Raw genomic sequence first — 14,148 nt, 5'->3', positions numbered from 1 at the left:
AGTCGAGGTTGCTGACGCCTAGTCCGCCTGGATCTGGGTGATCAGGTCTTCGGCCGTCAGCGTGCGACCGGCACGGAGCGCCGCCTGACCGTGCTGGTAGACAGCCGCACAGGCCGCCTCGAACGCCGGCATCCCATTGGCCAGCCTTGCACCAATGATGCCGGCAAGGACATCACCCGATCCGGCAGTAGCGAGGGTCGCAGGCGCCTTTTCCTCAATGGCTGAGCGCCCGTCCGGCGCCGCAATCACGGTATCCGCTCCCTTGTAGACGACGATGCCACCCAGGCACTTGGCAGCGGCCAGCGCCTTTTCCAACTTGCCCAAGCTGCGGTCCGCCGCAATCTCCGGAAAGAGGCGTGAAAATTCGCCCTCATGCGGCGTGACGACCAGTCTCGGCTCATTGGTACTGAAAATCGCGTCCAATCGCTCAGCGGCACCCGCAAAGGCAGTGATACCGTCGGCATCCAGAACGAGCGTGCGTCCGGCCCGGCCGATCATCTCCGCAAAAGCGCAGGCACGATGCCGATCACCGAAACCCGGGCCAAGCACGAATGTGGTGCGGCGCGTGTCGGACAGCCATTCGGACAAGTCATCGACACCGTCGACCGAACTCAGCATCACGGCCGTCAGGTGGGCGGCATTGGTCGCAAGCGCCTCCGATGGCGACGCAAGCGTCACCAGTCCGGCACCAGCCCGCAACGCAGCCTCCGCGGAAAGGCGCCCTGCCCCGGTCGCCGTCTGCGGACCGGAAAACACAGTCACATGGCCACGGCGGTACTTGTGGTCGTGCGCCGAACTGTGTCGGGCATGCCCGGCCCAGATCGCAGGACCGTTGATCCAGAGCGGTCGGGCGTCCGCCTCGACGATCCGCCGGGGAATGCCGATGTCGAAAACTTCAAGGGGCCCGCATTGGAGACGCCCTGGCAGGAGCACATGCCCAGGCTTCCTCGTCATGAAGGTCACAGTGTGGCTAGCTTCGAAGGATTCTCCCTGATTTCCCCCGTTGCACCGTCGATGCCGGACGGAAGATCAACGGCAAGCACAGGCAGTCCCGCCTCGCGGATCATGCGGATGAGCGCCTGCACGGCGTCCGGAAGATCCCGCGTCAGGCCCGCCCCGAACAGTGCATCGATGATCACCTCGCCTGCATCAGGGTGGAACCGCTCGATGGCCATCACCGGAAGTGGGCAGGCGGCATGCGCGCGAGCGGCATCTCCCTTGAGCGCCGCCGTCTCCACCAGACTGTAGACGTGGACATCGGCGCCCGAGCGCGCCAGGGCAGAAGCCGCGACATATCCGTCTCCGCCATTGTTTCCCGGCCCGCAGAAGATCACGAACCTCAAGGCTCCGGGAAAGTGACGAAGGGCTGCCGCCGCGACCGCCTCCCCCGCACGCAGCATCAACCCAAAGCTGTCGATCCCAGACGAAGCAGCGGCCGCATCCACACGGGCCATGGCATTCGGTGTCAGAAGGATCTCGGGGCGGGCGTGCTTGCTTGGGCGGGTCATGGATCAAGGTTAGAGCAGAATCCACGCCTTGCGCAACGCTGCACGATTTTAGGCAAAGGCAATTGATGTCTTTCTGTGCAAATGCCTAGTTTGCAGGCTTTAAGATCAGAAAATGCGCAAGGAGGCCAGCATGTTAGTGGTATAGCAGCCCTGGAAAAAAGATTGGCTAAAATCGATATTTTGCAGGAAACGGGCTGGCTTTTCCGGTCATTTTGCTGGAGATTTGCCCTGTCGGACGGAGGAGGCGACGGTTTTCGCGCGATTTTCGCGAAAAACTGGCACATTCCCTGCATCCAGCCCGGCGGGCGGGGCTCATCCTGCTTTACTGAGGAAGCGGAGAGAAATTTTCTCATGAAAAAGATCGAAGCGATCATCAAGCCTTTCAAGCTCGACGAAGTGAAGGAAGCCCTTCAGGAAGTCGGCTTGCAGGGTATCACCGTGACGGAAGCCAAGGGCTTCGGTCGCCAGAAGGGCCATACCGAGCTCTATCGCGGCGCCGAATATGTCGTGGACTTCCTGCCCAAGGTGAAGGTCGAAGTTGTACTGGCCGACGAAAACGTGGAGGCCGTCATCGACGCCATCCGCAATGCAGCTCAGACGGGCCGCATCGGCGACGGCAAAATCTTCGTTTCGAACGTCGAAGAAGTCGTCCGCATTCGAACCGGCGAAACCGGTATCGACGCCATATAATCGGACCCGACACCAAGGGAGGTCGGGTTTCAATCGTCAGCTCACGCGAGGAATATAAGAATATGACGACCGCAAACGATATTCTGAAACAGATCAAGGACAACGACATCAAGTTCGTCGACCTGCGCTTCACCGATCCGAAGGGCAAGCTGCAGCACGTGACGATGGACATCGCCTGCGTCGACGAAGACATGTTCGCCGATGGCGTCATGTTCGACGGTTCCTCGATTGCCGGCTGGAAGGCCATCAACGAGTCCGACATGGTGCTGATGCCGGATCCGGCCACCGTCCACATGGACCCCTTCTTCGCCCAGTCGACGATGGTCATCCTTTGCGACATCCTCGATCCTGTCTCGGGCGAAGCCTATAACCGCGACCCGCGCGGCACCGCCAAGAAGGCCGAAGCCTATCTCAAGGCATCGGGCATCGGCGACACCATTTTCGTTGGTCCGGAAGCCGAATTCTTCGTCTTCGACGACGTGAAGTACAAGGCCGACCCCTACAACACCGGCTTCAAGCTCGATTCGACGGAACTGCCGTCGAACGACGACACCGACTACGAAACCGGCAACCTCGGTCACCGTCCGCGCGTCAAGGGCGGCTACTTCCCGGTTCCGCCGATCGACAGCCTGCAGGACATGCGTTCCGAAATGCTGACGGTTCTCGGCGAAATGGGCGTCGTCGTCGAAAAGCACCACCACGAAGTGGCAGCAGCCCAGCACGAGCTTGGCATCAAGTTCGACGCGCTGGTGCGCAACGCCGACAAGATGCAGATCTACAAGTACGTCGTCCACCAGGTCGCCAATGCCTATGGCAAGACCGCGACTTTCATGCCGAAGCCGATCTTCGGTGACAACGGCTCTGGCATGCACGTGCACATGTCGATCTGGAAGGACGGCAAGCCGACCTTCGCCGGCGACGAATATGCCGGTCTTTCGGAAAGCTGCCTGTTCTTCATCGGCGGCATCATCAAGCACGCCAAGTCGATCAACGCCTTCTCCAACCCGTCGACCAACTCCTACAAGCGTCTGGTCCCGGGCTACGAAGCACCGGTTCTGCTCGCCTATTCGGCCCGCAACCGTTCGGCCTCGTGCCGCATCCCGTTCGGCTCCAACCCGAAGGCAAAGCGCGTCGAAGTCCGCTTCCCGGATCCGACCGCGAACCCTTACCTCGCTTTCGCTGCCATGCTGATGGCCGGTCTCGACGGCATCAAGAACAAGATCCATCCTGGCAAGGCCATGGACAAGGATCTCTACGACCTGCCGCCGAAGGAACTGAAGAAGATCCCGACGGTCTGCGGTTCGCTGCGCGAAGCGCTCGAAAGCCTGGACAAGGATCGCAAGTACCTGACCGCCGGCGGCGTCTTCGACGACGACCAGATCGATTCGTTCATCGAACTGAAGATGCAGGAAGTCATGCGCTTCGAAATGACCCCGCATCCGGTCGAATTCGACATGTACTACTCGGCTTGATTGTCCGAGCCTGACAATGAAGAGGCGCCGGCGGAGAGATCCGCCGGCGTTTTTCGTTCACATGGGTACGGTTTCGAGGAAATGCTGCTTTCATGAAGGACAGTGACGCGCTAGCACTTGGATAGCCCTTCCCTCCGCGACAGCGATCCTCCATGCCCGCTCCCCACCAGACCACCGATCCGCGCCTCTACGACTGGCTGCTGTTCTTCCTGGCGCCCTTGTTCTTCTCGTCAAACCTGATCTTCGGTCGCGGGATCACCGGTGAGGTCGGGCCTTTCACCACGGCGCTGTTGCGATGGGTCGGAGCCGCGATCCTGATGTCGCCCTTCATCTGGCAGCAGCGGCAGGCCTGCATGGCCTTTGTCCGGCAACACACCGCGCTCTGGCTGACGCTTGGCATTCTCGGCATGGGTATTTGCGGCGGCGTGGTCTACTGGGCGCTGACCCTCACCACCGCCTCGAACGCGACGCTGATCTACACGACCTCGTCGCTCTTCATCATCCTGTTCCAGTGGCTGTTTCAGAAGCGCGCGATCACCGGTCGTGAGCTTCTCGGCATGATCATCGCCTTCGGCGGGGTCGTTGCGATCGTGCTGAAGGGCCACCCCGAAGCGCTTCTCGAACTCACCTTCAACATCGGTGATCTCGCCATCCTTGTGGCTGCAGTCGCCTTTGCCGCCTATTCCCTCTTGCTGCGGCGCCCCTCCGTCCGCGCAATGCCACCGCTGCCTCTGTTCGCTCTTTTGGCTTTGTCCGGCGCGATTGTCCTGATCCCGCCGGGACTGATCGAAATGGCCTCGGGCGGCCCCCTGCCCGACACCTGGATGGAGTTCGCCAAGCTTGCCGGGATCATTCTCTTTGCCTCGCTGGCGGCCTTCTACTGCTTCCAGCATGCCGTCCAGGTCTTCGGGCCCGGGATCGCCGGAATGACCCTTTACCTCATGCCGCCGATGTCCATCCTGATGGCCGTCGTCTTCCTCGGCGAACGCTTCGAACACTATCACGCCATCGGCATCGTCTTGGTGACCGGCGGACTGATCCTTGCAACCGCACCTGGGCGAAAAACGGCCTAGCTGTGGCATCCGGCCACGCTGTCACACACCATCCTTGATTTTGCCGGGCTTTCTTCCCAGATATGACAAGGAAAGGAAGTCAAACCATGAAACAACGAAGCGCTAAATTTGGTATCGGGGACGTCGTACGGCACAAGTTCTTTCCGTTCCGCGGCGTGATCTTCGATGTTGATCCGGAGTTTGCCAATTCCGAGGAATGGTGGAACGCAATTCCTGCCGAGGTTCGGCCGCACAAGGACCAGCCCTTCTATCATCTGCTCGCGGAGAACTCCGAGACGGAATATGTGGCTTACGTGTCCGAGCAGAATCTTGAGCGCGACCAGAGCCCGGAGCCTCTGCGCAATCCGCAGATCCAGCAGATCTTCGAACCCCAGCAGACGGGTCGCTACAAGCCGAAGATGAACTTTGCGCACTAAACGCAAGCCCTATGCCTGATACGAAAAAGCCCGCGTCTGATGACGCGGGCTTTTTTCATTTCAGTGCCGTGAAGCGGATCAGTTGCCCTGCTTGGCAGCGTTCTGGGCGTCGGTGATCGCCTTGTTGCGCTCTTCCTGCTTCTTCTGCATCGCTTCCTGCAGCAGACGCTGGCGCTCTTCGGCCTGCGACTGCGACATCGCTTCGCCGTCAAACGCGCCGGTGAAGCCGCTCAGCGGGATCTTGATCGGGTTCGGCGCGCGGCGGAAGTTGATCGAGGTGAACACGACCTCGCCACCCTTCTTCAGGCTGTCGATGATCGCGTCGGTCAGCGGGATTTCGGCGGTGCAGCGGTCGGGCAGGCAGACAGCGTAGTCGAGCTTGGTGCCCTTGGCGCCATCGATCTGCATCATCACGCCCGGCGGGATGAGACGGGCCGAGGGAACCGTGACCTGCAGCAGCTTGCGATTGACCTTGCCTTCGACCGTGATCAGGCCGACGGCGGTGATCAGCTGGCCGTTTGCGGCGACGAGCTGGTTCTGGACCACGCAGACGTCGGATTCTTCCTGCTTGGCGCAGGTCTTGAACCACCGCGGCTCGGAGGGAGCGGCGGCTTCCTGTGCCTGTGCGACGACCGGCATGGCGCTTGCCGCGAAGGACAGAGCGATTGCAGACACAGCCGTCCGCGTTGCGTTGCTAAGTTTGAACATCATACGTATTCCGTCTCCTGAAAACCCCTGTCGCGCGGACTTGTGTGCCGCGTCATTCACCGGTCTTGTCTGCCCTCACCTGTGGTTCAAATGAGGCAAATACATGACCCTGCGATCTGGCTCACCTGTTACATCGCGGCGGCCACAATATCCAGCGTTTCTTTGACGCCGGATCGACTCACATCTCCTCATTCTCACCCGCTTGTGTTGGTTTTATGGTGAGTGTGCTAGCGTCCCGGTACATTCGAGATTCTAATTCGGGGAGGATCGCCGCCTTGCGCCGTCTCTTGTTCACTCTGCTTATTCTACCCTTTGCCGCTGCCGCTCAGGCACAACCCATGCACGGGATCGCCATGCATGGCGAGCCTGCGCTTGCCGCCGACTACACGCATTTTCCTTATGTAAATCCTGATGTGAAGAAGGGTGGCAAGGTCAATTACGGCGTGGTCGGCACCTACGATGCGCTGAACCCCTTTGTCCTCAAGGGCATGCGCACGACGGCGCGCGGCGTCTGGGATCCGGAATTCGGCAATCTGCTCTACGAGCCGCTGATGTCCCGGTCTGCCGATGAACCCTTCACGCTCTACGGCCTGCTTGCAGAAACCGTCGAATGGGATGCCGACCGCACCTATGTGCAGTTCAATCTCAACCCCAAAGCGCGCTGGCATGACGGCAAGCCGGTCACTCCCGAAGATGTGATCTTCACCTTCGAACTGTTGCGCGACAAGGGACGACCGCCCTTCAACGGCCGGCTCAATGCCGTCGCCAGCATGGAGAAGGTCGGCGAGCACGGCATCAAGTTCACCTTCAACGAAAAGGCCAATCGCGAGACACCGCTGATCTTCGCCAATTCAACTCCGATCCTGCCGAAGCACGCGATCGATCCTGAGACCTTCGATCAGGGCGGACTTGCCATCCCCGTCGGTTCGGGTCCCTACAGGATCAAGGAGCTGAAACCCGGCGAGAAGGTCACCTGGGCGCGTGATCCCGACTATTGGGGCAAGGACCTTCCTTCGAAGGTCGGCTTCGACAATTACGACGAGATCAGCGTCACCTATTTCCTCCAGGAGGCAACGCTGTTCGAGGCCTTCAAGAAGGGTGAGATCGACATCTATCCGGATGGCGATTCCAACCATTGGCAGCGGGCCTACAATTTCCCGGCCGCAGAGAATGGCGATGTCGTGAAGGAAGCCTTCAAACCTGGCCTTCCCTCCGGCATGCTCGGCTTTGTCTTCAACACCCGCCGCCCGATCTTTTCGGACGTCAAGGTACGCGAGGCAATCAGCACCGCCTTCGATTTCGAATCGATGAACAAGACACTCTTCGGCAATGCCTTCACCCGTACCCAAAGCTATTGGCAGAACTCTAGGCTCGGGGCCTTCGGCAATGCCGCAGACGAGAAGGAACTCGCTCTGCTCGGGCCTGCGAAGGACAAGTTGTCGCCGGAAATTCTCGCCGGCACCTTTACGCAGTCGGCCACGGACGGCTCTGGAGGCGACCGCAAGGCGCTCGGCAAGGCCGTCAGGCTCTTCCAGGAAGCGGGATACAAGATCCAGAGCGGCAAGATGATCGATGCCGCCGGCAAGCCGCTCACCTTCGAGGTGATGACCCAGAACGAAGGTCAGGAGAAGATGGCCATCGCGTTTCAGCGGACGCTGAAGCTGATCGGCATCGACATGGCCATCCGGACAGTTGACGACGCGCAGTATCAGGCGCGCTCCAACAGCTTCGACTACGACATGATCATCAAAGCATACACCTCGTCGCTCTCGCCCGGCGCCGAGCAGGTCAATCGCTGGGCATCCGAAGCAAAGGACGCCCAGGGCAGCTTCAATTACGCCGGCGTTGCCGATCCCGACATCGACCGCATGATCGAGGCGCTCCTGCAGGCCCGCGATCCAGCCGATTTCCAGGCGGCCGTACGCGCCTATGACCGGCTCCTGGTTGCCGGGCACTATCTCGTGCCGCTTTATCATATCGGCGAGCAATGGGTCGCCCGCTGGAAGCATATCGGACGGCCGGACGCAGCCCCGCTCTATGGCTACCAGCGCTCGACCTGGTTCGACGCACGCGCCCAGTAACCCCAAGCAATTGACGCTGTGTTTCAGGGCCGGAGCTTGTCTCCGGCCCGCTTTGCTTTAAGTGACAGGCATACCTCTGCCAGGAAAGGACACCCTCATGGACCGCATCACCATCGACCTCGTATCCGACGTGGTCTGCCCCTGGTGTTATCTCGGCAAGGCGCGGCTCGAACTCGCGATCGCCGAAGTGCAAGACGAAGTCAGCGTCGACATCAACTGGCGCCCCTATCAGCTCAATCCCGACTATCCGCCAGAAGGTGTCGACCAGCAGGTGGAACTGGCGAAGAAGCTGGGCGGCAAGGACAAGATGGACCAGGCGCATGCGCATCTGAAGTCGCTCGGCGCCGAGGTCGGCATTGCCTTCGATTTCGAAGCCATCAAAGTCGGCCCGAACACGCTCGATGCGCACCGGTTGATCCATTGGGCCGGCCAGGAAAGCCGGGAGACGCAGACCCGCGTGGTCGATCTCCTGTTCAAGGCAAACTTCGAGCAGGGCCGTAATATCGGCGACACTGCCGTACTGCTCGACATCGCGACCGAGGCCGGTCTGTCGCGTCCGGTGATCGAATCGCTGCTGTCAGGCGATGCTGACGTCAACCACGTACTGTCCGAGGTGGAAGCCGCCAAGCAGATGGGCGTGAACGGTGTGCCGTTCTTCATCTTCGACCAGCAATACGCGGTCAGCGGCGCCCAGCCGCCGGCGGAACTCGCCAATGCCTTGCGCGAAATCGCCAAGGCGAAGGCCGAAGCTCTCCGCAATCTGAATTGACGGTTGTAACGAACAGCCGTATCCCGGAGAGGCAACCTCCTCCCCGGGATCATGACCTTGTCATCCTCCGACACGACCCTCAAAGGCGTCTTCTTCGCCTTCATCTGCTTTGCCGCCTATTCCTTCAGCGATGCCGCCGTGAAGCTGGTGGAAGGGCGCGTACCCGCCTTCGAGGCAGGTTTCATCGGTAGCCTGTTCGGCTTCCTGGCAATCCCCTTCCTGATGAAGCGCGGCGACCGCTATACGGATCTGGTGCGCAGCACAAACTGGCCGCTATGGGGCCTCCGCTTCGTCTGTTCTGCCGTGGGCACGGTCGGCAGCATCATTGCCTTTACCCAGCTATCGATGGCGGAAGCATTCTGCCTGATCTTCCTGCTGCCGAGCTTTGCGACGATCATGTCGGTGATCTTCCTCAAGGAAGAGGTGGGTATGAAACGCTGGGCAGCCGTCCTGATCGGCTTCCTCGGCGTGCTGGTGGTGCTGAGGCCTGGTTTTCGCGAACTTGAAATCGGGCATCTGGCAGCGCTGATTTCCGGTTTTGCCGGCGCCGTCACGATCATCATCTTCCGCGCCATGGGCCCGCAGGAGAAGAACATCTCGCTCTACGGCGCGGGCCTGCTCGGCAGCGTGATCATCTGTGCTGCCTTCTCTCTGCCGGATTTCCAGGCACCCGACCGTTATGACCTGATGCTGCTTGCCGCCTTCGGCCTGCTCGCCGCCGTCGGCAACATCTTCATGATGCTGGCGTCGTTTTATGCCCCCGCCCCGATCGTCGGACCGATCCAGTACAGCCAGATGCTCTGGGCCATCCTGCTGGGCTACCTCGTCTTCGGCGACAAGGTCGACTGGCCGATGGGCATCGGCATCGTGCTGATCGTCGGGTCAGGGCTCCTGACGCTGATCCGCGAGCGCAAACGCGACACGCCGCTTCCGCCGCCGGTAGCCGGCAAGACGGATGCGGCGCTGGCGATCAAGCCGGAGGACGGCGAAGCTCGCCGCGCCGGTGATTGACCTCTTTTAGCCCTGTCAGGCTGCATTCACCTCTTGTATTGCACCTGCGTTCAGAAAGATGAAGCGATCGAACAGGGAGAGATCAAGCGGGTTGGGCAGGCGGATATGGGCATGCCCCGGCAATCCGCCCCGCTCCGCCTCGAAGCGTCGATCGACCTGCGAGATGAAGATCATTACGAGCCCGTTTGCCTTTGCGTAGGCGCGCAACTGACCAACCTGATGCTCGAGGTCAGGGGTCTCCCGTCGTTCGTTCAGCATTTGAAGGTAATCGATCACCACCACAGTGCCCGACGGCAGACCGTCGAGCGAGGCGATAATGTAATCCGCATCAATACGGTCGGAATCATGAAGCTCGAAGAGACCGTTGAATTCCGACGGGGTTGCATCGAGCCGATGCATCCGCTCAAGAACTTCGCGTTCGGTATAGGCAAGGGTAAAAAACACGCCATGCTGACCATTGCGCATGGCATCGATTAGTATCTGCAGGGTGAGAAGTGTCTTCCCCTGCCCTGGTCGGGCGGCAACCAGCACCAGTTCACCCGCCCGCAAACGCCGATAATTCATGCGGTTAGATGTTGTAGCAGTTCGCCTTTCTGCAAGCAGACTCCAGCTCGAAATACCCTGTTCGCGTGCGACTTCGTTGAGCGCTGCGGCCAGGGGAATGCCCTCCCGTCTGCTCATGAGACGTGCTTTGCGCTTCAGATAAAATAACGGAATGGATTGCGTCATCGTATTACCTCTGATGACGGGCAAAAATCGCAACCCCTCCTCATGCCGCGCCCGAATCTTCGGTTCGGATGTCAATCAACGCCCAACATAGAAAATGCTTTCCCGAGTGGAGGGGGGAGGCACGGGCCGTGCACCCAACGAAACTAGACCGATTCGCTGGCGAACAGGAAGAGCCGACGGATCAGCCCTTCGCCAACTCCGCCAACTGCGTCATCACCACTGCAGCCCCTGCCAACCGCTTTTCTGGCGTCGGGAGGTCGCGGGTGAGGAACACCGAGTGGTCCGCCCTGATCTTCGCCATGCTGCCCTGCTTGGCGATATAGCCGACCAGCGCTGCCGGATTGGGGAACTGTTTGCCGCGGAACTGAACGACGACACCCTTGGGGCCTGCTTCCAGCTTCTCGACATTGGCCGTGCGGCACAGCGCCTTGATGTAAACCACCTTGAGCAGGTGCTGAACCTCGATCGGCATCGGACCGAAGCGGTCGATCAATTCGGCGCCGAATCCGTCGATCTCTCTGAGGTCGTCCAATTCGCCGAGGCGGCGATAGAGTGCCATGCGCAGATGCAGGTCCGGCACGTAGTTTTCCGGGATCATGACCGAGGTGCCGACCTGGATCTGCGGCGACCAGCCGGTATCGACCACTTCATCGACACCCTTCACCTCGGCAACCGCCTCTTCCAGCATCTGCTGGTAGAGTTCAAAGCCGACTTCCTTGATGTGGCCGGACTGCTCCTCGCCGAGCAGATTGCCGGCGCCGCGGATATCCAGATCGTGGCTGGCGAGCTGGAAGCCGGCGCCCAGCGTATCGAGCGACTGCAGAACCTTCAGACGCCGTTCGGCACCCGCCGTCAGCACCTTGTTGACCGGCAGCGTCAGCAGCGCAAAGGCGCGGACCTTGGAGCGACCGACGCGGCCACGGATCTGGTAGAGCTGGGCGAGACCGAACATGTCGGCACGGTGGACGATCAGCGTGTTGGCCGTGGGAACGTCGAGGCCGGATTCGACAATGGTCGTCGAAAGAAGCACATCGTAGCGGCCCTCGTAGAAGGCGTTCATGATGTCTTCGAGCTCACCGGCGGCCATCTGGCCATGGGCGATCGCCACCTTCAGCTCCGGCACGTTCTCGTCGAGGAAGCTTTTCACATCCGCGAGATCGGCGAGACGCGGGCAGACATAAAAGCTTTGTCCGCCGCGATAATGCTCGCGCATCAGGGTCTCGCGAATGACGAGCGGATCGAAAGGCGAGATGAAGGTGCGCACCGCCATTCGGTCCACCGGCGGCGTGGTGATCAGCGAGAGTTCGCGCACGCCGGTCATGGCAAGCTGCAGAGTGCGCGGGATGGGTGTGGCCGAAAGCGTCAGGACGTGCACGTCCGACTTCAGCTCCTTCAGCCGTTCCTTGTGCTTGACGCCGAAATGTTGCTCCTCGTCGATGATCAGCAGGCCGAGATTGGCGAAGTTGACACCGGTGCCGAGCAGCGCGTGGGTACCGACAACGATGTCGGTTTTGCCGTCTGCCACTTCCTTCTTGACGAGGTTCAGCTCCTTCGTGCCGACAAGGCGCGAGGCCTGCTGGACGCGGATGGGCAGGCCGCGGAAGCGTTCGGAGAAGGTCTTGAAATGCTGGCGGGCCAAGAGCGTGGTCGGCACGACGACGGCCACCTGGATGCCGTTCATCGCGGCGATGAAGGCAGCGCGAAGCGCCACTTCCGTCTTGCCGAAACCAACGTCGCCGCAGACGAGGCGGTCCATGGGCCGGCCGGCGCCGAGGTCGGAACGGACGGATTCGATGGCCGTTTCCTGGTCTTCCGTCTCGTCATAGGGGAAACGAGCGGCGAATTCGTCGTAGAGGCCTTCCTGGGTGGTGAGCACCGGAGCCGTCCGCGTCATGCGCTCGGCGGCGATGCGGATCAGGGCTCCTGCCATATCGAGCAGGCGCTTCTTGAGCTTCGCCTTGCGCATCTGCCAGGCGCCGCCGCCCAACTTGTCAAGCTGCACCTCGGTCGCCTCGCCGCCATAGCGCGAGAGAAGATCGATGTTTTCGACCGGCAGGAAGAGCTTGGCCTCATCGGCATATTGCAATTCAAGACAGGCATGCGGGGCACCCGCGGCCTCGATGGTGCGCAGACCGACGAAGCGGCCAATGCCATGCTCGGCGTGCACAACGATCGAGCCTTCGTCGATACCAGCCACTTCCGAGATGAAATCGGCGGCCCTCTTGCGGCGCTTGGAGCGGCGGACCATACGGTCGCCGAGAATGTCCTGCTCGCCGATGATGACGAGATTGTTTGTCTCGAAACCACCTTCGAGGCTGAGCACGGCAGTGCCCGCCTCGCCCTTCTTCAGCTTGTCGACATCTTTGAGTGCTGCGACCGGCACCAGCCGCTCCAGTCCGTGTTCGTTGAGCACCTGCAGCAGTCGGTCGAGCGAACCTTCCGACCAACCAGACACCACGACCTTGGAGCCGGCCGCACGTTTGTCAGCGATATAGCTGACGGCCTGGCCGAAGACGTTGGCACGATTGCCTTCTTCGCTGCTCGCCTCATTGGCAGACTTCGCCCAGCGCGGTGTTGGTCGTGCCTCGACCTCGATCACCTTGCGGCTCTCGCCACTGGCTTCGGCAAAGGGCGTGATGCGGATCGGATCGAAGGCGTCGAGCGCCTTGCCGAATTCGCCAGCGCCGAGATAGAGCCGCTCCGGCGGAACTGGCTTGTAGGGCGTGCCCTGGGCGAGATGGCCCTTGCCGGGTGTCGCCGAGTTGAGGCGAGCCTCGTAATAGTCGCGGATCAGCTTGGCGCGTTCTTCCGCTGCCTCACGCACGGTATGGTCGGTGACCATACGGAAGCCGCGCAGATAATCGAAGGTGGTTTCCAGCTTGTCGTAGAACATCGGGAGCCAATGTTCCATGCCGGCATACCGGCGCCCCTCCGAGACGGCGGCATAGAGCGCATCGTCGCGGGTCGCGGCTCCAAAGAGCGAGAGATAGTTCTTGCGAAAACGGCTGATGCTCTCCGGCGTCAGCGTCACCTCGCTCATCGGGTTGAGATCTAGCGAACGGACCTGTGCGATCGTCCGCTGGCTTGCCGGATCGAAGGAGCGGATGCTTTCGAGTGTGTCACCGAAGAAATCGAGGCGAACAGGCTCTTCCGCACCAGGCACGAAAACATCGAGAATGCCGCCGCGCACGGCGAATTCGCCGACCTCGCGGACCGTTGCGACGCGGTCGAAACCGTTGCGCTCCAGACGTGCGGCAATGTCGTCCATGCGCACCTGGTTGCCGGGCTTCGCCGAAAAACCGAGGCTGTCGATCACGTCTGCCGGTGCCACCTTTTGCAGCATGGCATTGACCGTCACCAGCACGATTGCCGGATGCGGATTGAGATAGAGCGCAATCAAACCCGACAGTGCCGCCAATCGCCGGGCCGAGACATCAGCGGACGGCGAGACGCGATCGTAAGGCAGGCAGTCCCAGGCCGGCAGGCTCAGCACCGGAATGTCCGGTGCTGCGAAACTCAGTGTCTGCTCGAGGTTCTGCAGCCGCTGCCCGTCGGATACCACATAGGCGACAGGTTTCCCCTCACGCGCCAGTTCGGCGAGGATGAAGGCATCCATGCCGTCGGGTACATGGGAAAGCGTCAGCGCGGATTGTGCGCCGACAATCCGCTTCACATCGATCAGGGGCATATC

General features: G+C 60.9%; 10 protein-coding genes and 1 pseudogene. 7 read left to right on the top strand and 4 right to left on the bottom strand.

What is annotated here, in order from left to right; genetic code table 11:
• Positions 1 to 18 precede the first annotated feature (18 nt).
• Positions 19 to 1,508: pseudogene (locus tag SJY08_RS07440) on the bottom strand (NAD(P)H-hydrate dehydratase).
• A gap of 351 nt (positions 1,509 to 1,859) precedes the next feature.
• Between SJY08_RS07440 and SJY08_RS07435 the strand changes: the two are divergent.
• The 4 genes from SJY08_RS07435 to hspQ all read left to right on the top strand — a co-directional run bounded on the left by SJY08_RS07435 (position 1,860) and on the right by hspQ (position 5,159).
• Positions 1,860 to 2,198, top strand: a complete 339-nt coding sequence (locus tag SJY08_RS07435) for a P-II family nitrogen regulator (RefSeq protein WP_006727717.1) — start codon at positions 1,860 to 1,862, stop codon at positions 2,196 to 2,198.
• A 62-nt stretch (positions 2,199 to 2,260) separates the two neighbouring features.
• Complete coding sequence (glnA, locus tag SJY08_RS07430) at positions 2,261 to 3,670, top strand: type I glutamate--ammonia ligase (protein WP_069041355.1); 1,410 nt, start codon at positions 2,261 to 2,263, stop codon at positions 3,668 to 3,670.
• Between the two features lie 152 nt (positions 3,671 to 3,822).
• A complete protein-coding gene (locus SJY08_RS07425) occupies positions 3,823 to 4,743 on the top strand; it encodes a DMT family transporter (RefSeq protein WP_069041354.1) in 921 nt (306 codons plus the stop codon).
• A gap of 86 nt (positions 4,744 to 4,829) precedes the next feature.
• On the top strand, positions 4,830 to 5,159 hold the full coding sequence (gene hspQ / locus SJY08_RS07420) for a heat shock protein HspQ (RefSeq protein ID WP_054149212.1): 330 nt from the start codon (positions 4,830 to 4,832) through the stop codon (positions 5,157 to 5,159).
• A 78-nt stretch (positions 5,160 to 5,237) separates the two neighbouring features.
• Here the strand turns inward: hspQ and SJY08_RS07415 are convergent, their stop codons facing one another.
• Positions 5,238 to 5,870 carry an invasion associated locus B family protein gene (locus tag SJY08_RS07415; RefSeq protein WP_054149211.1) on the bottom strand — a complete coding sequence of 211 codons (633 nt, stop codon included), beginning with the start codon at positions 5,868 to 5,870 and terminating at the stop codon, positions 5,238 to 5,240.
• 272 nt (positions 5,871 to 6,142) lie between these two features.
• On the opposite strand from SJY08_RS07415, the gene SJY08_RS07410 reads away from it, so the two are divergent.
• The 3 genes from SJY08_RS07410 (at position 6,143) to SJY08_RS07400 (ending at position 9,728) form a co-directional block, all read left to right on the top strand.
• Entirely contained in the window at positions 6,143 to 7,948 is a 1,806-nt protein-coding gene (locus tag SJY08_RS07410; RefSeq protein WP_377275193.1) for an extracellular solute-binding protein, read from the top strand.
• 97 nt (positions 7,949 to 8,045) lie between these two features.
• Complete coding sequence (locus SJY08_RS07405) at positions 8,046 to 8,717, top strand: DsbA family oxidoreductase (protein ID WP_153762206.1); 672 nt, start codon at positions 8,046 to 8,048, stop codon at positions 8,715 to 8,717.
• A 51-nt stretch (positions 8,718 to 8,768) separates the two neighbouring features.
• Positions 8,769 to 9,728 (top strand): DMT family transporter, encoded by a 960-nt coding sequence (locus SJY08_RS07400; RefSeq protein ID WP_377275192.1) that lies wholly within the window; start codon positions 8,769 to 8,771, stop codon positions 9,726 to 9,728.
• Positions 9,729 to 9,743: 15 nt separating this feature from the next.
• On the opposite strand, the gene SJY08_RS07395 is transcribed toward SJY08_RS07400, so the two are convergent.
• Together SJY08_RS07395 and mfd are read right to left on the bottom strand one after the other, a co-directional pair.
• The gene (locus tag SJY08_RS07395; protein ID WP_377275191.1) at positions 9,744 to 10,457 is read right to left on the bottom strand and encodes a DNA helicase; all 714 of its coding nucleotides are present in this window, start codon (positions 10,455 to 10,457) and stop codon (positions 9,744 to 9,746) included.
• A 181-nt stretch (positions 10,458 to 10,638) separates the two neighbouring features.
• Complete coding sequence (gene mfd / locus SJY08_RS07390; protein ID WP_377275190.1) at positions 10,639 to 14,145, bottom strand: transcription-repair coupling factor; 3,507 nt, start codon at positions 14,143 to 14,145, stop codon at positions 10,639 to 10,641.
• Positions 14,146 to 14,148: the final 3 nt, after the last annotated feature.

The sequence above is a fragment of the Rhizobium sp. R86522 genome (assembly GCF_042466255.1).
GTDB lineage: Bacteria > Pseudomonadota > Alphaproteobacteria > Rhizobiales > Rhizobiaceae > Allorhizobium.
Note: the sequence above shows the minus strand (reverse complement) of the source record. Positions and strands in the feature narration are given on the sequence as shown.

Excerpts from the sequence above, each read along its gene's own strand:
- SJY08_RS07435 (WP_006727717.1), top strand. The coding sequence starts at position 1,860 with ATGAAAAAGATCGAAGCGATCATCAAGCCTTTCAAGCTCGACGAAGTG.
- glnA (WP_069041355.1), top strand. The coding sequence starts at position 2,261 with ATGACGACCGCAAACGATATTCTGAAACAGATCAAGGACAACGACATC.
- SJY08_RS07425 (WP_069041354.1), top strand. The coding sequence starts at position 3,823 with ATGCCCGCTCCCCACCAGACCACCGATCCGCGCCTCTACGACTGGCTG.
- hspQ (WP_054149212.1), top strand. The coding sequence starts at position 4,830 with ATGAAACAACGAAGCGCTAAATTTGGTATCGGGGACGTCGTACGGCAC.
- SJY08_RS07415 (WP_054149211.1), bottom strand. The coding sequence starts at position 5,870 with ATGATGTTCAAACTTAGCAACGCAACGCGGACGGCTGTGTCTGCAATC.
- SJY08_RS07405 (WP_153762206.1), top strand. The coding sequence starts at position 8,046 with ATGGACCGCATCACCATCGACCTCGTATCCGACGTGGTCTGCCCCTGG.
- SJY08_RS07400 (WP_377275192.1), top strand. The coding sequence starts at position 8,769 with ATGACCTTGTCATCCTCCGACACGACCCTCAAAGGCGTCTTCTTCGCC.
- SJY08_RS07395 (WP_377275191.1), bottom strand. The coding sequence starts at position 10,457 with ATGACGCAATCCATTCCGTTATTTTATCTGAAGCGCAAAGCACGTCTC.
- mfd (WP_377275190.1), bottom strand. The coding sequence starts at position 14,145 with ATGCCCCTGATCGATGTGAAGCGGATTGTCGGCGCACAATCCGCGCTG.